The sequence below is a fragment of the Lacibacter sediminis genome (genome assembly GCF_014168535.1).
GTDB lineage: Bacteria > Bacteroidota > Bacteroidia > Chitinophagales > Chitinophagaceae > Lacibacter > Lacibacter sediminis.
Window position 1 is genome coordinate 766,721 of sequence record NZ_CP060007.1, and the last position, 25,123, is coordinate 791,843.

Here is a 25,123-nt window from a genome sequence, read left to right on the forward strand (position 1 = left end):
AGCACTCAATTGAATGAGTGCTTTTTTATGTAGAGGATGTTGGGTAACGTTTACTGTACAATAATTTTTACTGTTTCCATTCCTTGCACCTTAAGCATATAAACTCCGGTGCGTAAACCATTTATTTTTTCCTGTTGCATATTGAAGACCTTGAACTGTTTCATCACTTTACCATCAATTGTGAAGAGAGTTGCAGCTGTTTCCTTTTCTATGCCACTAACTACGAACCAGAAGTTGCCATTGTTAGGATTAGGGCCAACAGTAACTTTTACTTCTGCAACATTATCATCATTCATTTCACGATTATTTCCTTTGCCACCAGCGCTTTTAGTTTTTCCGGCAACATTAATGATGGGCGAATAGGTAATGTTATTTGCTTTGTCAACAATTTTTAACCGATACGATGACATGCCGGTGTGCGCATTGGCATCAACCAGTTGATAAGTCAGCAATGAAGTACTGTTACCGCCAGGTGCCAGCGTAGTCACAAACGAGCGGTCAGTGAAATCAGCTTCGGTATCAAGCTTTCGTTGTACCTGGAAACCACTCATATTCGTTTCGGTTTGTGTGGTCCATTTCAATTGTACATCGGTAGCTTTCTTTCTGCTCCCTGTAAATACAAGACCTGTAACAGCAGTGGCAATGATGTTGTTGTTTGCTAAAGTTTGTAAGGCAATACTTGCAATTCCGGTTTTCTCTACAAAGTTCGAAGTGGTATTATCAGTTGTTTTAGAAAGGTTAATCCAATTGGTTCCTGCATCACTGCTTTGGAACATGACAAGATTGTTTTCATTCTGTGTGTTTAGTTCAGCATCAAAGTAGCTCAAACGTAATGTTGCATTTAAGTTACTGTTGTTGGTTGGTACAATTGAATAATAACGATTGATACTTCCGGTTAATCCTGTTCCACTTTGTGTTGTATGCCCACGACGAATGGTGACAGATCCCAAATTTGCAGAACTTGTAATAAATGCACCAAGTCCTCCGGGATTGGTCATATTAGGCGAACTCATGTTTTGAATGATTTGAATATACCCACCGTTAGCGCCGGTTATCCTGTTCAGTTCTGTTTCATTGCTCAGATATGCAGTTGATGCAAGAAAGATATTTTTGCCATTCATATCCAATTGACCTGCTGCAAAATTGATCGAATGATTCACATTGATATTGCTGTTAAGCAGAATTTTTGCACTGTTTATTTTTGCCATTTCAAGGATATAAAATCCGGGAATAATGCTGCCACTGACGGTGGAATTTTGAATTCCGGTAAATTTGAATGTTCCCGTTCCACTGTTAATCGCACCATCATTCACCAGGTTCATATCATGCAGCACAATGGATGGACTTCCACTAACGACCCAGTTAGCTCCGGGTTCAATTTTTAGCTGTGCACTTGCCCGCCCAAAAATGACGAACAGGAGCAGCAGAGTTATGTAATGTTTCATAAAATGTAATTAGGTGCTGTGATTAGTTACCGAAAGGAAATACCAGATGACCACTGAAGAAGTTTGAATTAACCTGACTTACAAATGCTGAGGGTAGTGAACTTAAATTATTTTGACGAGCTGCTACATACACTTTGTCGCCAGCAAGCAAAGTTAGATCAGTGCTTACACTAGCTATCGTATTGTCAACGCTATTGATATAGCTTCCACCTCTTGCCATCTCAAAAGTTTCCGCACCACGCTGAACCATAAGTGAGATTTCAATTTCCCTATAATCAAACGTAACGGCAAATAAGAATTCGAATTGCGCATCAAAGTGATAAAGACCTGTCATTGGCACTGTAAACTTACTGGCAGTGCTTTCATTACTTCCATTGTATAAAGTATATACTCCTCCGAAATCATAACTCAAAGCTGCGAAATCAACTTTTTTCCTAATGACATAGGATTCAGGAGCGGGAGGAGAAGACGGAATCATATTGTCAACATTTGTAGGATCTGCGATTCCTGCTGCCCTGAATGCAATTTTAGGTGTTACTGCAGCCGGTGTTTGCCAGGTAGCGTTTCCAGTTGCATCACTTGTTAATACAGCTCCGGCACTTGGGTTAGTATTACCGCCTGCGATCTTTATTTTTCCGTTTGTTTCAAGAGCATATCCTGTTGAGCTGTTACCGTATAAAGCAGTACCGGAATTCGAAAGGCCTCTTACGCCAATACCACTGCTTGAATTTCCATACACCCCTTGTGTATTTGGAGCATGTGATACACCTATAACACCACTACCAGCTGTTCCGTTATTTGATCCGTGAACTCCGGCAAAACCTGTTGCTGTATTGGTAACACCTTTAACAGCATAGCCTGTAGTTGATATAACTTCAACACCTGTACCTGATCCAGCGTTCTCTATTGAAACGGCTGGGGATGTATTTGCGGCATTTGTTTGATATATTTTTAATTGCTCTCCCAGGTGATTACCTGCGATCTGCACATTAGCAGAAGTGCTGCTGGAGTTGGCAAGTTGAAAGCTGCCTGTTTTTCCTGCACCTTTATTGAAAAGATTCATCAGCGTGTTTGTATTTGCAGGGTTATTATTTTCACCATGAAATGCCGTACCATTGTCAGCAAAAGAATTAATTGATTTTGCCCCGGCTCCGTTTGAAAAAGCATAAAGCCCCCAGCCACCGTCGCCTGTTGTTTTAGCAGTCATACCGATACCAAATTGAGCGGTAGAAGAACCTTCAATGGCGGCACCGGTTCCCTGGTTAGTTAACAGGAAGGGAGAAGTTGCCATGTTTACTGATTGTGAAAAAGGGAGTGTTAAGCTACCGCCACCTGCCGAAGTAAGGTTCGACCATGCTATACCATTAAAAGCCCAAATTGTTTTTGTATCAGTATCAAATACCAATAAGCCAAGTGCCGGTGCTGCAATAGCTGAACGTTGGGCCGATGTCATGCGTGGAATAAGCAAACCTTTGGTCGTGCTTTTAGCTTCGAATATTGAGCTGCCATGTGCAGCATTACCATCAGTATTTACAGCAACACTTTGTGCTTTTATACAGAGTGCGAGAATGATCATTGAACTAAGTAGAATTAACTTTTTCATTTGAGTTTGTTTTAGCATTGGTTAAAATTTTGATTTGTTTTTATTGACGGATCAAAAATGAAAAAATAAAAAACCAGCCTAAAGTTTATGATGCTGATAGAGCAAATTTGCAAGCTGATGTGATGAGCTTTTAAAACGAAATGCAAATGCGGAAAAAGAGAAGTAAAATGCAATCAGATACTGCAAATGCGAATTCATTTTAGTGCACACACATCTCGTTTGAAGTTTTGTGCATTTCAATTCAATTTTGGGCATATTGTACTTCAAAACTTGTGTAGCCCGCTTGTTTTAATTAGTTTTCCGTTGCCCAACTAATTTACACTACACGTGAGAGTATATCTTATTATATCAATCTACCTGCTGGCTTTTTTTGAGCTACACTCCCAGTCATCGGGGTTTATTTTTCACAACATTGGTGAACGGCAGGGGCTGAGTTTTAATTACAGCTATCGTATTTTAAAAGACAGCCATGGTTTACTGTGGATTGGAACTGTTAATGGCCTTAGCAGGTTTGACGGCAATCATTTTTACAATTTCAAATCGGGAAATGATACCAATGCATTTATGAATAATGAAATACTTGATTTGTGCGAAGATAGAGATGGTAATATTTGGGGGGGGACGGCCAGCGGTATATTCTGCTACCAGGTTAAAAAAAATAAGTTTATTAATTACATACCGCCCACATTAGATTTTGCACGAAGAGTACAAAATATTTTGTGTGACAGAGAGGGAGATATTTGGGCGAGTACCGAGTGGAATATTGTGAAGTTTAACAAACAGAAAAAAGTGTTTGAAGAAATAGAGCCGCTTACACGGAATAAAGATTCGCTTCGAAATTATTCTGTAAGGCAAAACGGGCTCGTTGAAGATCCTTCCGGCAAAGGACTATGGTTTGCCACACGTACAGGATTGCATTATTACAGCAAAGACGAAAAAAAATTTTATGGCTACAGAAATCAACCCGGCGATTCTTTGTTTACAAATCACAGTGTGGCAGCACTTTCATTAGCACCGGGTGGTTACCTCTGGTTCTTCGATAATCTTACAAAAAATATCATTGCATTCGATCCAGCTACACATAAAATTTTGCACCAGGTGTATGTTGGATCGGCAATGCCAGAAACAAACGGCCAAACCGTTTTTGAAGACAGCAATCACAGGCTTTGGGTAAGTACCTGGAATAATAGAATGGCAGTAATCGATTATCAAAAAAACAACTTTACAATTATTGCTTATAAAAACGACAATCCATTGTCTGTTGCAGGTGATGGATTTTGGGATGCATGGGAAGATGATGATAAAAATATTTGGCTTGCAACCGATGGCGGCATTTCAAAATGTAATTATTCAAAAAATATCTACAGCATCATACCTATCGTTGAAAATATTCCGGAAATTAAAAATGGCTGGCTTGGAGGTTTCTCAATTGACCCAAGAGATAAAAGTTGGTGGCTTGCATCTGAAGGGCATGTAGCAGTTATTCATTATTATCCCGCTTCCGGAAAGTATCAGTATTTTGATGTTTCTAAGTCGGAAAAGAATATAGCCGGACAGAAGGCTGGCCCGGTCTTCAGGGTCGGGTTTATGGATGGTCAGCCTTACGCCTTCACGCATACTGGCGTTTGGCGAATTAATGAAAAAACAAAGCAACTAATACCTTCCGAAAAGAAATTCCAAAACTTGCCCTACATACCCTACAACTACTTTGTTGAACATGGCAATGATGTTTGGTTCTCAACAAATGAAGGGTTCATAAAATGGAATAAGGTTTTAAACAATGCAATAAAAATAAAATCTTCGGTTGATTCTTTGCCGGATGGTCAGCGACCTGTTTATGGAGCACCGTACTTTGACAGTGCAGGAAGGCCATGGTTTATTCCTGCCTTTGGATGGTTAGGTTACGTAAATAAACAGAATGAAGTAATACTGAAATATTACATAAAGAACAAAGCAAAGGAGTTGTCAGGTTATTTAACTTCTATGGCCGATGACAAACAAGGAAACTTATGGATGGCTGCAGCGGGGATTGGTTTGTATAAATATGATACCCGCAAAGAAGAAATGCATTTATTCAGCCAGTCGAATGAAATAACAAGTTTTGCCCGACAGGCAATGCCCGACAGGGATGGCCGTATTTGGATTGTTGCTATGAATAAATTTTCAGTTTATAATCCGACTACAAACAGCATCAGTCATTACAATTTGCCTGTTTATGAAAACACACTTAGTTACGCAAACTCGCTGCTGCAAGATAGTGACGGGGCCATGCTTTCAACTGTATATAAAGATGTGGTAAAGTTTATGCCGGAGCGGCTTCATTTGAAGCCTGTGGTAAAAGGACCGCTGCTGAGCATGATAAAAATTTCCGGAAAGGATAAATTGATTGTTGATGAAACCAGGTTGAACCTGGAACCAGATCAAAGCTCACTGGAGTTTAATTTCGGCTCATTGATCAATACGCAGATTTTCCCCTATACATTTGAGTTTAAACTGGATGGGTTTGATAAAAACTGGATGACAGCAAATACAAGTGCTGCAGCTTTATATAATAATCTCAATCCCGGAAAATATACATTCAGGGTAAAAGTTGTTGCGAAAGATCGGTCGTGGCAAACTCCGGAGCGGGTAATAACACTTTACATTCGCACCCCTTTTTATAAAGCATGGTGGTTTTGGTTGATCATTGGCGTTTTACTGGCAGGAGCTTTAGTGTTTTTTTATCGCTTCCGCATGCATAAGCAAAAGCAAATTCTTACACTTAAAACAAAAGCGCAGGAGCTTGAGAAAGAAAAAACAATGGTGATGTATGAAAGCCTGAAGCAACAACTTAATCCACATTTCTTATTCAATTCACTTACTTCTTTATCGGGTCTTATTGAAACAAATCAACAAGTGGCGGGAGATTTCCTGGAACAGATGTCGGGCATCTACAGGTATATTTTAAAGAATGGCGATAATGAAACCGTGTTCTTAAAAGATGAAATTGAATTTGTACAGCTTTATATCAACCTGCAGCAGACAAGGTTTAAAAAAGGATTGCAGGTAAATATGAATGTGCCTGATGAGTTCCTGCATTATAAAATTGCACCGGTTACCTTGCAGAACCTGATCGAAAATGCAATTAAGCATAACATAATTGACACAGCATCCCCTCTTGTAATTGATATTTTTATTGAGGACGACTATTTAGTGGTGAAGAATAATTTACAAAAGAAGAATGTAGTAGAAACATCTAACAAAAAAGGTCTTGCTCAGTTTGCATCACTCTATCGCTACCTGAGCAGCCAGCCGGTACTTATTGAAGAAACAGCACAAACATTTCAAATTAAAATACCACTCATTTAAAATACGCAATATGAAAGCAGTAATAATAGAGGATGAAGAAATCATCGCCAAGGTGTTGGAAAATAAAATAAAGAAAGTAGCTCCTGATGTGGATGTGGTGCATGTGCTACCCAGTTTAAAAACTGCACGCAAATGGTTTGGAGAAAATGCCGAACCTGATCTGCTGTTCATGGATATACAACTGAGCGACGGCGTAAGCTTTGATATCTTCAACGATTTCAGTTTGAAGTGCCCGGTAATTTTTACAACAGCTTACGATGAATATGCCATTCGTGCATTCAAGGTAAACGGAGTTGATTATTTATTAAAGCCGGTTAAAGAAACCGAGCTTGCCGCTGCCATTGATAAAGGGCGGAAGTTGCTCGGAAAAAATGAAAAGCCACCTGCTGATCTGGCAGAGCTGATCAAATCATTAGCTAATCCATCAGGCTCATCGAAATACAAAGAGAAATTTATCGTAAACGTGCGTAATCAATGGATGCCCATCAATACAAAAGATATTGCCTGTTTCAGCAAGGAGGTGCTCAATTATATTTATCTCATGAATGGTGAAAAATACATGATCGATTATGTGACACTGGAAGAAGTAGAAGAATTGCTTGATCCACGCCAGTTCTGCCGGGCCAATCGCCAGTTTATTATCAACATCGAAGCCATACAAACTGTAAAGCCGGTTGAGAACTCAAAACTCATCATCAAACTAAAAGAACCGAATCATAAACTCGAGATCGATATGAGCCGTTTGAAAAGTCCGGAGTTTAAAAAATGGATGGATAGATAGGTGCAGTTTATTTGAAACTCAATAGCGCAACACTTCAGTTTAATTTCTATACGCTTCAACAGGATATATTTTTAAACCCCTTACTTCTTATTGAATATTTGTAAGCAAATCAAGGATATGTTGCTACAATGGTTCAATAAATTATTTCCGAAAAACAAGAGGCGTAAAGTGTACGAGCAACTGCAATGGCAGCGCTTCCTGCTACGCACCGGTGTTCCCGCAACAGCACATATTCTTGATATGGTGGAGGAGAACGATCAGTTACTTGGTTATGTGCAACTGCGTCTTTGGGTAATGTTAAAGATCAAAGGCGTTGTAACATACAGGCATATGCAAACCTTACTCAATAAAGCACAAAAGCCACATATTGGTGACGTGGTGCACATCCGCTATTGCCCCGATGATCTTTCGAAAATCTTAATTGTTTAACCAAAAAAATATATGAAATGACACAAAGCGAAATTCACCTGGTAAAGTATTCATGGTCGGTTGTTGAGCGTATTGATCCTGTAGTTGCAGGCGGTATTTTTTACAAACGTCTGTTTGAGTCGGCGCCTTATTTAAAACCGATGTTCAGCGAGTCCATTCCTGTACAATCAAAAAAACTCATGGCAATGATCGGGTATGTGATCAGCAGGCTCGATAAGCTGGATACAATCCTGGAAGACATTAAAGGGCTGGCCCGACGACATGCAAAATATGGTGTGCAGGAAGAACATTATGAAATTGTAGGCGGCGCTTTGTTATGGACTTTGGAACAGGCACTTGCAAACCTCTTTACCGTTGAGGTAAAGCAAGCCTGGGCTACCTGTTATAATTTACTGGCATCAGCTATGTTGGAAGCAACAGCTGAAACATCTGAACGGGCATAGTTGGTTCTCTTGGTAGATAAGGTTTAATGTTGCCCCCCGACAGAATTTGGGGGGCTTTTACACTTTAATCGATTTTTGCTACACTTCACTCAATTAATTTTTGTGTGATTTTTGATTTCCCGCAATTTTACAGTTGAAGAAAATGAACAGAGATGACAAAAGAAGAGATCATATTAATTAAACGTACGTGGAAACTTTTCAGGGAAATTGATCCCGCCGTGGTGGGCGATACTTTCTACTCTAAGTTATTTCTTGATAACCCATCAATACGTAAAATGTTTCCGAAAGACATGAACCAGCAGTATCAAAAAATAATTGATATGCTTAGTACTGTTGTAGGAAGACTCGATCATCTGGAAGATCTGTCCGGTGAAATTGCTGCCATGGGCCAACGTCATGTTGCTTACGGTGTAAAGCCTGGTCAATATAGAAAAGTGGGCGAAGCCTTATTATGGACACTTGAACAAGGGTTGGGTAGGGATTGGAATGAGGAAGTGAAAGAAGCCTGGATAAAATGTTACACAACTTTGTCTGATGCCATGATTGCCGCTTCATCGGAAGCGCCAATAAAGTAAATTCATACTATATTCTTAGTAAACAGCCTCTGCATTTTGCAGAGGCTGTTTTTTTATACATAGTAAATGCATCAGGGATCATTGATTTTTCCTTCTATTAGTAATCTCTTTTTTTATTCATGCTTCATTAAGAGCTGTTACCTATACATTTCGAAAATTCATTTGTTCTGTGCGAGCTTGTGCATATAAATCGTATTCAGGTACATCTAAAATTCTAATGTAAGCAGGTGAGCCCAATATATTTTTTTTTAACCTGCACTGACGCCATTTTTACACTGTCATTAATAATTAAACAAAAAAATCTTTAACTATTTAACCTTAAACAATGAAAAAGCACATTTTAATTTTCGCAACAATTGCAACAACTGTATTCATTTCCTGCAGTAAGGAAAAATTGCAAACAACCCAACCTGACGTTTCAATTGAAACTAAAATGACAAGTAGTTCTCAAAGACAAGGAGAAGAAACTCCGTTAACAACTTTAGGAAACGGATTGCTTGGTCTGTTCACATTTAACGGAACACTTAGCGATGCAACCAATCAGCTTACTGCTACATCCACTGTTGGTCGTGTGATTTATACTGCCGATAGAAAAGGAGTCGTTAACCAAGCTATAAAATTCAACGGAAACTATGGCTTAGATATCCCGAATGTACCATTAGCTACAAACATGTCAATATCAGTTTGGGTAAAAACTGATATGTATACACTGGAAAATTTACCATTCGTAAATAGTCCGCAGAGTTTTTCTTTGTCACAAATGGGAAACAAATACCAGATGGGTTACTGGAACGGTATAAACGGTCAATATGTTGTTTCCGGCAATGTGGGTAGCAAATGGCACCATATAGCAGCCACACGTTCCGATAAAGCATTGTCTTTTTACATAGATGGAAAACTGATAGGAAGCTCGCCTTCACCGGTTGGTAGTGGTCCTTACAGCTTAGTATCTGAATATTTGGTTGGCTACGGGTATAATAATGGATATCAATATTGGGAAGGCAGTCTGGATGATTTACGCATTTATAACAGAGTGCTTTCGTCTACTGAATTGTTGAATCTTGCAAAATTCTAAAATAACGTATCAACGTTTTTAAAAGCCGCCTTGCGAAAGCAAGGCGGCTTTTCCGTGTTTGGGACATTAGAACAAGGCCTTGGTAAAAATTTTACAGCAGTAGTAAAATATGCATGGGAAAATGTAATACAACATTGGAAATAGTCATGATCAATGTTGCCGCACAATGATCTGTTAATTACACTTAGGAAGCGCCGGTTTTTAAAAAGCGGTTCAATCGGCAATAACTTTATTTCTCTCCAGTAATGTAGAATCCATACTACAAGTAATAGGGTAAGCAGACTATAGCTGCCCTAAGTGTTTCTATGGATATTTGTACCAACATTATGTCGGGTATGGAAGTATATTTTATTTCTCAATAAATTAACCTGGATATATCAGGCTTAGTTTTCCGGAGTAATGAGAACCCAAAATCCACATTTATACAGGTCGTTCCTATGGTAAAACTGATGCCGGTTTATTTATATCTACATTATTTTATCAAGCAGCTTCCGTTAGTTACAACTGTAACAAAAAAGCAACCATTTAGAATACCGTTTAATATTTGTGGGGTTTTGAAAATTTCGTTATGATTTTTCAGATAGATCTGAAATAGGAACATCGTATTTTATGTATATAGTGTTTCGGTAAAATGAAACTATTGGTTAATAAGTATAAATGAATAGCGTAGAAACTGAAACTCATTCATGAAAAATCAGCAACATAGCGACCATATACTTGCAACGGCTTTTAAGAAAGCTTCTGTAGCGCTTGCTGTAATAAATGAGCAGGGCTTTTTTGTTGAAGTAAACGAAGCGTTATGCAACATACTTGGCTATACGAAAGCTGAGCTTGAGCAACAGCCATCTTCAATTATTTTTCCAAAAGAAATACAGCATGAATTTTCTGTAGTTCAACATGCTCTTTTCAGGCAAGAGCAAACCCGGCATGAAAATGAATGGCTGGTAAAAACAAAAGACGGATCATTCATTGAGCTGTTATTTACATCCGATCTGTTTATAAACGAAAACGGAGAGCGCTTCCTTATTCAAACAGTAAGGAATATTTCGACTGAAAAGCATAGCAGACAAACAACTGAACTTACACGGCAACAATACCAAGCTATCATCGATAATTCGCTGCAGGCATTTTTTCTTACAAAGCCAGATGGCTCAATCCTTGAAGCAAACAAGGCTGCGGAAAAGATGTTTGGCTACGCTGTAGAAGAATTATGTCATCTCGGTCGTAATGCAATTATTGATAATACTGATCCACGACTTATAGAAAAACTAAAAGAACGCCAGCAGAAGGGATTTGCTGTTGGAGAACTGACAGGCATACGAAAGAACGGAGAAAAATTTCCCCTGGAGTTTTCTTCTTTTGTATTTCAGGAAAATAATGGTGAGTTACGCACAAGCACAATGCTCTACGATATTTCTGAACGGAAGAAACAGGAAAAGGAGCTTCAGAAATCGCAGGAAGAGATGGCATCGATCCTCAATAATACAGAGGAGATGTTCATGATCATTGACAGCAGATATAATGTTATCAATTATAACAAAGCCACGAAAGAAAGAGCAAAAGCAATATTAGGGAAGGAGTTAAATATCGGCGATAGCCTGTTAACACTTGCAGTGCCTGAACGTTATGCGTTTGTAATTGCAGTGTACAACAAAGTATTAGCTGGCGAAACAGTTCGTTATAAACATACGGTTGACAGAGGCAAAGGCACAGAAATATACCAACTCACCTATTCGCCGGTATTTGATACTGATGGTACCTGTAGCCGGTTTATGGTAACAGTTAGAGATATTACCGGTGAAGAAAATGCAATAAGTGAAATTATCCGTAACCAGCAACTGTTGCAGCAGGCAGAATCAATTGCGCATGTTGGGGGTTGGGAGTTGGATCTTGTGACAAATAAATTGTATTGGTCTGATGAAGTGTTCCGTATGTGTGGTTACGAGCCGAAATCATTTGAAGTAACGTTTGAAAAGGGGTTAAGTGTAATACATCCAGATGATCAGGCATCTTCAATTGAAGAAATGCAAAGGGCAATAACCGGTAAAAGCGATTATACTGCTGAGAAAAGATTTGTGCGACCCGATGGAAGCATTCGTTTTATCGAATCAAAAGCGAAAATTATCATTGACAGCAATGGCAATGCTGTTCGTTTAGTGGGTGTGTTCCATGATATAACTGAACAAAAATTGATGCAACGGGAACTTGCAATCAGCCAGCAGGAGTATAAATCTTTGTTCGATCAGAACCCGGATGCTGTTCTTTCGTTTGACCTTACAGGTAAATTCATAAGCGTTAATGACGCTGCAATGCTGTTAGCAGAAACATCAAGAGAAAAATTACTAACGGAAACGTTTGATAGCTTGATTGACGCTGCAGAAATAGAAACAGTACGTAATTATTTCCGAGAAGTTAAAAAGGGAAATTCGCAACGCTTTCGAACAGTAATAGCAACTGCAAGAGGTAACCGAAAAACACTTGCTGTTAGTCTTATGCCCATTGTAATTGCCGGTGAAATTACGGGTGTGTTTGGCATATTAAAGGATGTTACTACAGAAAAGTTATATGAAGAAGAGCTGGAGTTTCAATCACATTTACTTAATGCAATTCAGCAATCGGTAATAGTCACGAAGCTTGATGGTACAGTTGTTTACTGGAACAATTTTGCAGAGCAGTTGTATGGGTGGCAAAAGCAGGAAGCAGTTGGTATCAACATCATGCAACTTACGCCTACGGATATGTCGATGGAGCAGGCAAAAGAGGTAATGAAACGATTGGCAGCCGGTGAAAGCTGGTCGGGTGAGTTTTTAGTAAAACATAAAACAAAAGGTCCTTTTAAAATACAAGTACATAACTCTCCTTTTTTTGACGTTACCGGTAAACTCGCAGGTATTATTGGCGTGAGCTGGGACATTACCAAAGAAGTTGAATCAAGAGAGTACATTAAATTCCAGGCCAACTTGCTTGATAACGTAGAGCAGGCAGTTATTGCAAGTGATCATGCTGGTACAATCACTTACTGGAATCATTTTGCAGAGAAATTATATGGCTACAGCAAGCAGGAAGCAATTGGTAACAACCTTTCAATCATTTTAACTGACGATCCGTTTTACACAAAACAGGCAATTGAAGTAATGCAGCTTGTTGCAGAAGGAAAGAGTTGGGCGGGTGAGTTCCAGGTTAGAAATAAACAAAACAAAAACTTATCCGTATTTTCCTTAAGCTCTCCCGTTTACGATACCGATGGCAATGTGCAAGGTGTGATTGGAGTGTCGTATGACATAACTGAACGGAAACAGGCCGAACAGCAAAAGGAATTTGAACGCCTCGATAAAGAAGCGTTGATCAATTCTACATCAGATCTTATCTGGAGTGTAAACAATAACTATCAACTCATTGCTGCCAACAAAGCATTTACGCAATCACTGGAAAATAATTATAATATTCATCTTAAGCCCGGTGATGGTGTTTTGGTAAAAGGAGTTTTTACAGATGAACAACTAAAGTTTTGGAAAGAGCAATACAAGAGGGCATTAAATGGAGAACAGTTTATCGTTGAGTTACATTCCCAATCAGCAAATGATCAATCAGACAATTGGAGTGAATTTGCATTTAACCCCATTGTTAATAACGAACAGGTAATAGGAGTTGCATGCCGTGGAAGGGATATCACACAAAACAAAAGTTATCAACGTGAGTTACTGGCAATAAATAACCGGTTGGAAATGGCACAGCAAATTGCCAAGCTGGGCTATTGGTCGCATGATTTAAAAAACGATGTTCTATTCTGGTCAAAAGAAGTGTATACAATTTTTGGATTGGAGGAGCATGTGTTCAAATCAGATTTTAATTCTTTTTTCTGCCATATACACCCTGATGATCAAGAGGCATTTTTAAAAGAACAGGAACTTGTTCTTAAGCAAAATATGCCATTAGACCATGAACATAGAATTGTATTGCCCAATGGAGATATTAAATATGTAATACAGAAAGGCTCAGTCATATTTAATGATGAAGGCGAACCTGTGCATGTAGAGGGAACCATACAGGATATTACCGATGCAAAAAATGCAGCACTTGCACTTAAAGTAAACGAAGAGCAGTTGAATCTTATTTATAATTCAACTGCAGGTATTATTTTTCTGCTGGGCGTAGAAAACAACGGCGAAAACTTCCGTTTCATTTCAATGAATAATGCCGGTCTTACTACCATTGGCCTGAGCCAGGAAGATTTATTTAATAGGCCTGTGCATGAAGTAATTCCTGAACCATCACTTTCATTGGTATTGGATAAATATAAAGAAGCGGTGCAATCGGGAAAGCAGGTAGTTTGGCAGGAGGAAACGGCTTACCCAACAGGAACTAAAACAGGTATTGTAACTGTAACGCCTATATATGATAGCCAGGGAAATTGTATACGGCTTGTAGGATCGGTAAATGATATTACTGATCTGAAACTGATTGAGAAATCACTTGCCATCAGCCGCCAGGAATACAAATCGCTCTTTGATCAAAATCCCGATGCGGTTTATTCACTTGATCTGGAAGGACGCTTTACCAGTTTTAACCCGGGCCTGGAACAATTACTGGAATGCAGGCGTGAAGATATTATTCATGCAGTCACATTTATTCCGTTCTGTCATCCCGATGATCTGGAAAAAACAATGGGGCATTTTTTAAAAGTGCAGCAGGGTGAAGCGCAAACGTACGAAGTAAGAGCAATTACATTTAAAGGCAATCAGAAACATATCAGCATTAGCAATATGCCCATTGTTGTTAATGGTGAAATAACCGGTGTGTATGGTATTGCCAAAGATGTAACCAGTGAGCAGTTGGTATTGGCTCAACTGGAGCTGAGTAATGAACGTTATGAATATGCTACCAAAGCCACCAATGATGTTATTTGGGATTGGGATCTGAAAACTGATAAAGTAGTTAGAGCCGGTAGTGGTTTTTACGTCATGTTTGGTTATAATGAAAAAGATGCCAACAACGATGATTCATTCTGGACGAAAAAAGTTCATCCGGAAGATCTTGAACAGGTCTTACAAAAACGCCGGCTGGTGTTTAGCGATCCGAAACAGGATTTCTGGGAAGATGAATATCGTTTTCTGCGAAGCAATGGTGAGTTTGCATTTGTTTACGACAGGGGATATATTTTCAGAAACAAGGAAGGTAAGCCTCTTCGTATGATCGGTGCCACAAAAGATATAACCGCACAAAAGCTTTCTGAACTGCAATTGAGAGAATTATATGACAAGCTGGAAGAGCGGGCTTCCCAATTACAGCTTTCAAATACAGAACTGGAACGCTTCGCATACATTGCTTCACATGATCTGCAGGAACCTTTACGAATGGTGAGCAGTTTTCTGCAACTGTTAGAAAAAAAATACCAGGATTCTATTGATGAAAAAGGCCGTGAATATATCCGTTTTGCAGTTGATGGCTCGTTGCGTATGAAACGACTCATTAATGATTTGCTCGATTATTCACGTGTTACCACACGCAAGCAACAGTTGGAGCCGGTAAATATGGAACTGGTGATCAGTGATGTATTACAAAACCTCAGTTTACAGATTGCAGAAAAAAATGCAACGATTGAAACTTCGGTTTTACCTCAATTACCGCTGGCAGATAAAACGCAAATGGTGCAGCTAATTCAAAACCTTGTTGCCAATGCATTAAAATATTCAGGCAGTAAGCAACCTGTAATAAAAATTGACGCATCGGAAAAAGAAGACGAATGGTTGTTTTCAGTGAAGGACAATGGTATTGGTTTCGATGAAAAATTTGTAGACAAAATATTTGTGATCTTTCAGCGGTTGCATAATAAGACAGAATATTCAGGAACAGGTATTGGCCTGGCCATTTGTAAAAAAATTATCGACAGGCATGGAGGAAAAATTTATGCAGAGTCGGTACCCGGTGAAGGAAGTACTTTTTGGTTTACAATTAAGAAACAACTTGTCCCTGAACAATAAAACAAACCTATGAAAGAAATAGAAGTGCTGTTAGTGGAAGATAACCAGGGCGATGTTCTCCTCACAAGGGAAGCGTTTATAAGCTGGAAGGTGAAGAATAATATTATTACACTAAACGACGGGGAAGAGGCTCTCCGATACCTTAACAGGGAGCAACCATATAACGGTGTTGTTATGCCCGATCTTATTATACTGGATATCAATCTTCCTAAAGTTGATGGAAAAGAGGTGTTGAAGTTTATTAAATCATCTGATGAATTGAAACATTTGCCGGTTGTTATTTTCACATCATCCTGCTATGAAGGTGATCTGCAGGAAATAGCTGATTCAAAAGCTGATCATTATATACAGAAACCGGTTGAACTCAGCAGTTACTTTGATGCGATACGCAGCATTCAGAATTTTTGGATGAACAGTTTAAAATCAGGTACTAATGAAAAATAACAATTTGCATGTACTGGTGGTGGATGATAATCCTGGTGATCAGTTTCTTATTTCTGAGTTATTGGGCGAAACATATTTGCAGATCTCTGCAATTGAAAAAGCAGTTTCTGTCAGGGATGCTGTTACATTATTACAGCAGAAGCCGGTAGATATTGTGTTGCTTGACCTGTCGTTGCCCGATGCGCAAGGCATTGATACATTTTTACAGGTAAACAAGTATGCTAAAAACATACCTGTAGTTATCTTATCCGGACTTAATGATCTCAACACTGCTACTGACGCCATTTCATTGGGAGCACAGGATTTTTTAATGAAGGGTGAGTTTAATGAGAAGCTTCTTGAAAAAACGATCCTCTATAGTATTGAACGTAAAAAAACGTTACTTGAATTACGATTCAGCAATGAACGTTACGAATTTGTAAGTAAAGCTACGAATGATCTTGTTTGGGACTGGGATGTATTGAATAATAAAGTACATCGTAATGAAGAACAGTTTGTGAAAATATTGAAACTGCCTGCCGAGCTGAGAAATGAAAACAACGATTTCTGGAATTCACGTATTCATCCCGATGAGGGCGATCTGAAAGATAAAATTCTTGGCAATCTTGAGAGAGATAAATCAGCTACTCATTTTGAAGAAGAGTATCGTTTTTTGCGGGGCGATGGTGAATATATTTATGTTATAGATAAGGGTTATGCTGTTCGGAATGAACAAGGCCAAGTGATACGTATCATTGGTTCACTGCAGGATATTACTGAAAGTAAGAAGGCGGAGGCACAGTTAAGAGAATCAGAGGAAAAATACAGGTTATTCTTCAACAGTATCCCGGCCAGTGTATTTATCTGGAGCCTGGATGATTATAATATTCTCGAGGTAAATGAAACTGCGACTGAGAATTATGGCTACTCACGCCAGGACTTTTTAAAGATGAGTATGCTGGATATAAGAAGAGAGGAAGATCGTAAGAACTTTACAAGTTTTGCTAAAGAGGCAAAAAATGAATGCTTTACTTCTACAAGCAGATTATGGAAGCATATTAATAACGAGGGTGAAGAAATGTATATGCAGATCGTGTCAAACAAGATCGAATACAATAACCGCTCTGCTATAATGGCTATTGCTTCAAACGTAACAGAGAAAATAAAACTTGAACGTAAGCTGGAAGAAGAAAAGCAAAAGATGGAGCAGGAAATTACAAGAGCTGTCATCATTGCGCAGGAAAAGGAACGGGAAGAGATTGGAAGGGAACTACATGATAATGTGAACCAGATATTAGCAAGCTCCAGGTTATACCTGGGTCTTGTAAAAGATAAAGGTGTAGAATATAAATCATTTATTGAAGAATCGGATGTGCTTATTCATACTGCCATTCAGGAAATCAGGCATCTTTCTCATGCGTTAATACCACCTGCCATGCAGGATGCTGATCTTGAAAAATCTATCAACTCGCTCATCAATATTGTACAGGAGGGAAGTGGTATTATTGTATCGAAAGAAGTTTCGATCATTGATAAAAGTATCATGTCAGAACAACTGAAATTAACCATCTATCGCATTTTGCAGGAACAGGTAAATAATATTCTGAAATATGCAAAAGCATCAACCATGGAAATTCAGCTGCTGCAGTGTAATGAAAAGATATTGTTAAGGGTAAGAGATAACGGCATTGGGTTCGATCCGGAACAAAAAACAGACGGGGTTGGTTTAATGAATATACGCACCAGGGCTGCTTTGCAAAAAGGTGATGTTAAAATGATTACCTCTCCCGGTAACGGATGTGAGTTGTTTGTTGAATTTAACTTGTCATGCCAATAAAAAACCCGGCTGCTGTTGAGAGCAAAAGCCGGGTTTGTTCGTTTCCTTGCAACAGGAATCTTCGTTTTCACGGATAAGGATCATCAATCATCAATCTAAATCATCATCAGGACTTTCAGCTCCATAGGTTTGGATCGTTGTGGTTTCAGAGGCGTCGGGAAAACAAATTCACCTTCAGCCACGAATTATAGTTCAGGTTTTTCAATAATCTTTTAATTGCTCTGATAATACAAAGAGACAGTTTTTGCCTCCCCTTTGCAATAGAATGCAGCCCCATCTTAGGGTAATAGATCATGCGGCAATCATGTAGTTCGATGTCTACATAGATGAATTTTTCTTTAAGTGTTTAAACTGTTTATGGAATAGCTTTAACAGCATTAGTGTAAACCATTAGGGTTTCCTATTGAATTCGCTGGTGATACTCTTTTTTTTGCGGTAAAAAAGCCATTACGGTTAGAAAATTGCTATTTTGTATAAAGAAGGGCAGGATAAACAAGCTGGTATAAATTAAACCTGATTATTCGCTTCAACATAAACCATCCTCCTATGAAGAAAAACTAAAGCGCTTACGGTAAAGTTTAACAATGTTTCCTGCAAGGTTTACAAAAACTATGCAAGTGGCAATAAGCGCTTAGATCAATTTAATCAGAAACACGCAGTAATTTTTTGCTAAACCTGTAATGCCTTGAGTTACCATGAATGTTGATGTTATGCAGATGGTTCAAACCATATTAGTCATAGAAGATAACGAAGGTGATTTCTTTTTATTAAAAGAAGCGCTTGAGTCGGGAGATATAAAGGCTGGTGAGATCATCAACGTATCTAACTTCGAACAGTTGCGTGAAAAATATACTTCAGTTTCACCCTCACTTATTTTTCTTGATCTGGTTATGCCCGGTAGTTATGGCTTACCGGCATTGGAAGAGATCAAAGAACTTTTTCCGGTTTCTCCCATTATTATTATCAGCGGTCTCAGTGATCTGCAACTTGCTTTGGATGCGCTGCAGAAAGGTGCACAGGATTACCTTGTTAAAGGCGAGTTTGATGACGGGATGCTTAACCGCAGCATTCAATACAGCATTGAACGAAAGAAAAATGAACTGGCACTTATTGAAAGTGAAAACCGCTTACGTACTATTCTTAATACAGATCCTGAATGTATTAAACTGATGGGCCGTAATTGTGAGTTGTTTGAAATTAATAAGGCAGGTATGGAGATGGTGGAGGCTGATGATTTTGAAACAGTGAAAGGTAAATCAATCCTTGAATTTGTGTCTACTTCCTATCAGGAGAAGACAGCAAAAATGGTTGCAGATGCATTTGATGGCAAATCCGGGTTAATGGAATTTGAAATGCTCACACTAAAAGGGAAAAGCCGCTGGTGCGAGATGAATATTGTTCCTTACCGGAATGCGGAAGGTAAAGTTATTCATGCATTAGGCGTAACACGTGATGTAACTGTAAGAAAAAAGAAAGAAGAAGAATTACGCAGCAGTGAAGATATCCGAAAGCTCATTATGGATTCGGCTCTCGATGCAATTATTTGTGTAGATAAGAATGAAGTGATCTTTACCTGGAACCCCCAGGCCGAGGAAATTTTTGGCTGGAAGGAAAAAGAAGCGATGGGTAAAAAGCTTTCTTCGCTGGTGATCCACAAACGTTATCATTCCAAACATCACAAAGGGTTTGCTAATTACCATGCAACCGGTAAAAGCCCGGTGCTTAATAAAATAATGATCTTGCCTGCCGTACGTTCAAATGGTAGTGAGTTTATTGCCGAACTTGTGATCAGGGAAATTAAGAATGGGGATGATTATTTTTTATGTACATATGTGCGTGATGTAACTGAACGCATTCAAGCAGAAAAAGAACTAAAACAATCGAACAGCCGCTTTCAGCGTATCACCAGCACAACCAATGATGCTGTTTGGGAATGGAGTCTTGAAAACAATACGCTTTGGTGTAACGAAATGCATCAGCAGTTGTATGGCTTAACAATGGAAGATCCTGTACCAATAAAAGCAGAATGGGTTTCACGCATTCATCCTGAAGATCGTTACAGGATACTTAAAATGCAGGACGATGCATTGGCATCAGATACCAATGTATTTATATCTGAGTATCGTTTCCGGGCAGGTAAAGGAAGTGGGTATAAATATATTTTCGATCGATGTTACATTACCCGTAATGCAGCCGGTGAACCCATACTCATGACAGGCAGCATGATGGATATTACTGAACGCAAGCTTGCAGAGGAAAAGATCATACACTCCAATGAACGGTTTGAACTGATTGCAAAAACTACAAATGATGCTGTTTGGGAAACCGATCTTGAAACAGGCGTTTCATGGGGAAATGAAATGCATCAAATGATGTATGGCCTCACCCTTGAAAATGAAATACCAAATTTTGAAGATTGGAAAATGCATTTACATGCTGATGACAGGGATTGGGTGGTAAAGAGTTTACATGATGCACTGGCATCATTGGATAACACATGGATCACTGAATATCGTTTCATAAAATCAACAGGTGAAATTGTTACTATTTACGACCGCACCTATATCGTTCGTAATGCAGAAGGTAAGCCCGTACGTATGATGGGTAGTATGATGGATATTACCGAGCGTAAAAAAGCAGAAGATGCTTTGTTGCAAAGTGAAGAGAAATACCGTACACTGGTAGAGCAGGCAACAGATGGAATATTTATTGCCGATCATACCGGCAAATTTGTGATTGTTAATTCAGCAGCAGTAAAACTTTCAAAATACAGCGAGGAAGAATTAGCAAATCTCACTATCTACGATCTTGCTGATCCCGAAGAGATCAAAACAAACCCATTTAAGTTTGAGGAAATGAAAAGTGAACTGGGTGCAAGAAGCGAACGAAAACTGAAACGTAAAGATGGGTCAATCCTGGATATTGAGATCAATGCAAAGTTTTTGTCTGACGGAAGATTTCTTGCATTCATCCGTGACATTACCGAACGTAAGAAAGCCGAGAATGAATTAAACAGTTCGTATAGGGCAATCAGAAAACTCACCTCACATCTGCAAAATGCGAGGGAAGAAGAGCGTACACACATTGCCCGTGAAATACATGATGAGTTGGGTCAGCAGTTGACCGTTTTGAAAATGGACGTATCCTGGTTGAATAAAAAAATAAAGCAACTCGAAAATCAACAGTTGAATGATAAAGCAGCTGAAATTGTGCAGATGCTGAACGATACCGTTAATACGGTACGTCGTATTTCATCTGACCTGCGGCCTGTTTTGCTTGATGATCTTGGATTGGCAGCAGCTATTGAATGGCATTTGATGGAGTTTGGTAAACGTTCAGGAATAAAAACTGAATTTTTTACACTTGAATCAGTTATTGAAATTCCCCGTGCAACAGCTACCGGTCTTTTCAGAATTTACCAGGAAAGTATTACCAATATAGCACGGCACTCAGAGGCAACAGAAGTAATGGTTGAGTTGTTTGTGGAAGATAAAGTAGTTACAATGGCCATTGCCGATAATGGGAAAGGATTTGATGTAACCACTATTGGCCGAAAGAAAACATTAGGTGTATTAGGTATGCAGGAACGTACGGTTATGATGGGGGGGACGTTCAGAATAAAACGCAACCCTGCGGCGGGAATGAAAGTGGAAGTGCATGTGCCGATTGTACAAGATGAAGTGCTTGATTTTTGATAAAACCTGTATTGAATAATAATACGAAGGAAAATAGTTAAACGAAAACAGAAAGGTAAATGAGTCGATTTGCGCCTGATCTTGACCTGCAGCATCGCCTGGTTAAAAGATCAATTATCATGTTAACAGTTGTATTTGTCATTAGCCTGCTTTCATTTGCCGGCTGGATGTTTTCAGTTGAATGGCTCAAGCACCCCATTAGCGGATTGGTAGCCATGAACCCTCTTACATCACTCTGTTTTGTAGGCTTGGTAATAGCGCTTCGTTTTAAGTTAAAGTATAAAGGCAAAAGAAGTCATGGGGCATTCGCCGATAGTATTGCTGTAATCGTTCTTGTAATTACTTTTTCCAAACTGTTAGCTCTTGCAGCAGGATGGGATTATTCACTTGATCAATTGATATTTTTCAATGAAGTAAATAGCGATACTGTTAGTGGGTTTACAAACAGAATGGCACCAAATACAGCCTTATGTTTTGGGTTATTGGCAGTGGGTGTTTTATTCTTTCATAAACTTCAACGATTTTTTCTGATTGCGGCACAAACAGCAACGGTTCTTGTTCTGATGGTTGCTGTATTTTCCATACTTGGTTACATATTTGGAGCAAAGGAGTTTTATGAAGTGCAGAATTATATACCCATGGCACTCAGTTCCGGTATTTGTTTTTTTCTGTTTTCACTTGCCATATTGTTCGCCTCTCCGGGCACAGGAATTATGCAGCAGTTAACAAGTAAGTATAGCGGTAGTTTTATTGCATGGAGGCTGTTTCTGCCTGCATTTATTTTACCTGTGTTAATTGGTTTATTCCGTCTATGGGGGCAACGTTCGGGTTTGTATAATCTTGAATTCGGTTCAGCCTTATTCGTAACAAGCATGATCCTCTTTTTTCTTTCGCTTATTTGGGTAAATACGTTGCTGCTTAACCGTCGTGAACAGAGCCAGGAAGAAATTATTGCTGAAAAAAATTACATGGCTAATCTTGTTGAACAAACCAGCGATGCCATTTTATCAACTGATCCTTACCTCAACATCATGAGCTGGAATAACGGAGCAGAAGAAATCTATGGTTATAAAAAAGAAGAGGTAATGGGTAAACCTTTGGGGTCGTTCCTGAAAAGCACACTCGATCCTGAAACATCTGAAAAACTCCTGGCCGATCTGAACAAGAGAGGTTACTATAACGCTGAGTATATTTTTTTTAATAAACAACAACAGCCTGTTAACGTACAGGCATCAGTTACTGTATTGAAAAATCAGGAACACCAAATTACCGGCTACGTTGCAGTACATCGGGATATTTCAGAACGAAAGCAGCTTGAAAAACAACTGAAGGAATTTAACAATCAACTTGAAATACAGGTTAAAGAAAAAACAGCTGAGTTGCGGGATGTTTTTGAACGTATATCAGATGCGTTCATTGGGGTTGATAATGATTACAATGTTGTTTATATAAACAAGAGAGCTGAATTATTATTCAATATCAGTTCTGATCAGTTAACAAACACTTCAGTGTACAAACTTTTTTCAACCACTGAAGGTGAGGTTGAAAGGGCAATCAAAGAAACGTTTATTTCAAGGGAGTATGTATATCTCGAAACATGGTTGGCTCAGTTTCAAAAATGGTTTGAGTTGAACGTATATCCATCTCCGTCCGGTCTATCCATTTATATAAGGGATATAACAATCAGGAAAAAGGCATTGCTGGAGTTAAATGCAAGTGAGGAAAAGTATCGTCTCTTTTTCGAAAACAGTATGGATGGGATTTTGCTTACAGACGGGAAGGGGCAAATCTTTTCAGCCAACAAAGCTGCAACAGAAATTTTTGGTATGACCGAAGAAGAAATATGCAGCGGTGGCAGACCCGCTATACTTGATGAAACTGACCCGAACTGGCCGAAATTCTTTGATGCCCGTAACCGTTACGGTAAGGCGCAGGGTGAGTTGCGGCATTTCAGAAAAAACGGTTCAACATTTTTAGCCGAGATTACTTCAGTGAAATTCAAAAATGCTTCAGGCGAAGAACAAACAAACACCATCATTCGTGATATTACAGAAAGAAAGCGTGCAGAAGAAGATCTGAATGAATCCTATCAGCAAATTCGCAGGTTAACAGCCTACCTGCAAAAAGTGCGGGAAGATGAGCGTGCACATATTGCCCGTGAAATTCATGATGAATTGGGACAGCAGCTGACCGTTATGAAAATGGATGTTTCCTGGATGAAGAAAAAAATAAAAAATGGTGATGTTAATGCTGTTCCCGCAAAAATGGATGAGCTTCAGGAAATATTGGACGGCACCGTTTCTACGGTTCGGCGTATTGCAACCGATTTGCGACCGAGTTTACTTGATGATATTGGGCTTATTGCGGCAATTGAGTGGGAGGTTGATATGTTTACGAAGCGCACCGGAATAAAAGTAAACCTGTCAAAACCTGAATCGGCCGTTACGATGCCGGACGAAAGCGTCACCGGGTTGTTCCGGATTTTACAGGAGTCACTAACAAATATTATCCGTCATGCTTCTGCGAGTCAAGTAGATATACATTTGGAAAATCAGAACAATGACTTTATTTTGTACATTGAGGACAATGGCAAGGGTTTCGACATGAATACCGTTGCCGGTAAAAAAACACTCGGTTTGTTAGGAATGAAAGAAAGATCTGCCATGATGCGTGGTATCTTTACCATTAACAGCGAACCCCTAAAGGGAACAAAGTTGGAAGTGCGGGTGCCATTAAGTTAATTGCAACCTAAATACCCAGAAACGTCGTTATGAAAAAAATTCTAATTGCTGACGATCATGCTATAGTAAGAAGAGGACTCAGGCTGTTGCTCCTTGAAGAATATCCCTCAGCCGAGATTGGAGAGGCAGGAGATGCAGAAACGCTGGTGAATAAAATTATTCAGCAGGAATGGGATGTTGTGATATGTGATATCAGCATGCCTGGCCGTAGCGGTCTTGATGCACTTTCCCAAATCAAACAAATTGCACCAAAATTACCCGTACTCATCATGAGTATGTATCCCGAAGATCAGTACGCTCTTCGTGTTTTAAAAGCCGGTGCCGCCGGTTACCTTGGTAAAGAAACCATTCATGATGATATTGTGAAGGCAATACAAACAGTACAACTTGGTAAAAAATTTATTACCCCTACCATAGCCGAAAAACTGGCAAAAGCTTTTGAAGTTGATACTACCGATCAACTTCACGAAAAATTATCCGACCGTGAGTTTGATGTATTTAAGATGCTTGCCAGTGGTAAAGCTGTGAGCGAAATTGCCAACCAGTTTGCTTTAAGCGTTACCACCGTCAGTACCTACCGCTCAAGGGTACTCGAAAAAATGGGTATGAAATCAAATGCAGATCTTACCAGGTATGCGCTTGAGAAAAAGCTCATTTGATCGATGTAGTCGTTATACTACCTGTTACAGGTTGAAATTCTACAGTCAGACAGTGAAATCTCCTATAGTCCTGTCATTTTATCCTCGC

At 39.1% G+C, this 25,123-nt stretch carries 14 protein-coding genes; 12 read left to right on the forward strand and 2 right to left on the reverse strand.

Annotated elements, in window-relative coordinates:
* Positions 1-50 precede the first annotated feature (50 nt).
* The gene (locus tag H4075_RS03455; RefSeq protein ID WP_182804178.1) at positions 51-1,445 is read right to left on the reverse strand and encodes a T9SS type A sorting domain-containing protein; all 1,395 of its coding nucleotides are present in this window, start codon (positions 1,443-1,445) and stop codon (positions 51-53) included.
* A 22-nt stretch (positions 1,446-1,467) separates the two neighbouring features.
* Positions 1,468-3,048 carry a C1q-like domain-containing protein gene (locus H4075_RS03460; protein ID WP_182804180.1) on the reverse strand — a complete coding sequence of 527 codons (1,581 nt, stop codon included), beginning with the start codon at positions 3,046-3,048 and terminating at the stop codon, positions 1,468-1,470.
* A gap of 327 nt (positions 3,049-3,375) precedes the next feature.
* On the opposite strand from H4075_RS03460, the gene H4075_RS03465 reads away from it, so the two are divergent.
* From H4075_RS03465 to H4075_RS03520, 12 genes are all read left to right on the forward strand, one after another.
* Positions 3,376-6,396, forward strand: coding sequence for a ligand-binding sensor domain-containing protein (locus H4075_RS03465; RefSeq protein WP_182804181.1), 3,021 nt, complete (start codon positions 3,376-3,378; stop codon positions 6,394-6,396).
* A gap of 10 nt (positions 6,397-6,406) precedes the next feature.
* Positions 6,407-7,177: a LytR/AlgR family response regulator transcription factor gene (locus H4075_RS03470; RefSeq protein WP_182804182.1), complete on the forward strand. Its 771-nt coding sequence runs from the start codon at positions 6,407-6,409 to the stop codon at positions 7,175-7,177.
* 117 nt (positions 7,178-7,294) lie between these two features.
* Entirely contained in the window at positions 7,295-7,606 is a 312-nt protein-coding gene (locus tag H4075_RS03475; protein WP_182804184.1) for a hypothetical protein, read from the forward strand.
* A 17-nt stretch (positions 7,607-7,623) separates the two neighbouring features.
* Positions 7,624-8,049 carry a globin domain-containing protein gene (locus tag H4075_RS03480; RefSeq protein ID WP_182804186.1) on the forward strand — a complete coding sequence of 142 codons (426 nt, stop codon included), beginning with the start codon at positions 7,624-7,626 and terminating at the stop codon, positions 8,047-8,049.
* Positions 8,050-8,201: 152 nt separating this feature from the next.
* Positions 8,202-8,624: a globin domain-containing protein gene (locus H4075_RS03485; protein ID WP_182804188.1), complete on the forward strand. Its 423-nt coding sequence runs from the start codon at positions 8,202-8,204 to the stop codon at positions 8,622-8,624.
* A 325-nt stretch (positions 8,625-8,949) separates the two neighbouring features.
* The gene (locus tag H4075_RS03490) at positions 8,950-9,699 is read left to right on the forward strand and encodes a LamG domain-containing protein (RefSeq protein ID WP_182804190.1); all 750 of its coding nucleotides are present in this window, start codon (positions 8,950-8,952) and stop codon (positions 9,697-9,699) included.
* A gap of 686 nt (positions 9,700-10,385) precedes the next feature.
* Positions 10,386-15,680 carry a PAS domain S-box protein gene (locus H4075_RS03495; RefSeq protein ID WP_182804191.1) on the forward strand — a complete coding sequence of 1,765 codons (5,295 nt, stop codon included), beginning with the start codon at positions 10,386-10,388 and terminating at the stop codon, positions 15,678-15,680.
* 9 nt (positions 15,681-15,689) lie between these two features.
* The gene (locus H4075_RS03500; protein WP_182804193.1) at positions 15,690-16,124 is read left to right on the forward strand and encodes a response regulator; all 435 of its coding nucleotides are present in this window, start codon (positions 15,690-15,692) and stop codon (positions 16,122-16,124) included.
* The gene (locus H4075_RS03505) at positions 16,114-17,940 is read left to right on the forward strand and encodes a hybrid sensor histidine kinase/response regulator (protein ID WP_182804195.1); all 1,827 of its coding nucleotides are present in this window, start codon (positions 16,114-16,116) and stop codon (positions 17,938-17,940) included. The genes H4075_RS03500 and H4075_RS03505 overlap by 11 nt, the downstream gene beginning before the upstream one ends.
* Before the next feature lie 710 nt (positions 17,941-18,650).
* Positions 18,651-21,635, forward strand: coding sequence for a PAS domain S-box protein (locus H4075_RS03510; protein ID WP_182804197.1), 2,985 nt, complete (start codon positions 18,651-18,653; stop codon positions 21,633-21,635).
* Between the two features lie 59 nt (positions 21,636-21,694).
* On the forward strand, positions 21,695-24,376 hold the full coding sequence (locus H4075_RS03515; RefSeq protein ID WP_182804199.1) for a PAS domain-containing sensor histidine kinase: 2,682 nt from the start codon (positions 21,695-21,697) through the stop codon (positions 24,374-24,376).
* Between the two features lie 29 nt (positions 24,377-24,405).
* Positions 24,406-25,035 carry a response regulator gene (locus H4075_RS03520; RefSeq protein ID WP_182804201.1) on the forward strand — a complete coding sequence of 210 codons (630 nt, stop codon included), beginning with the start codon at positions 24,406-24,408 and terminating at the stop codon, positions 25,033-25,035.
* The last annotated feature ends 88 nt before the right edge of the window (positions 25,036-25,123 follow it).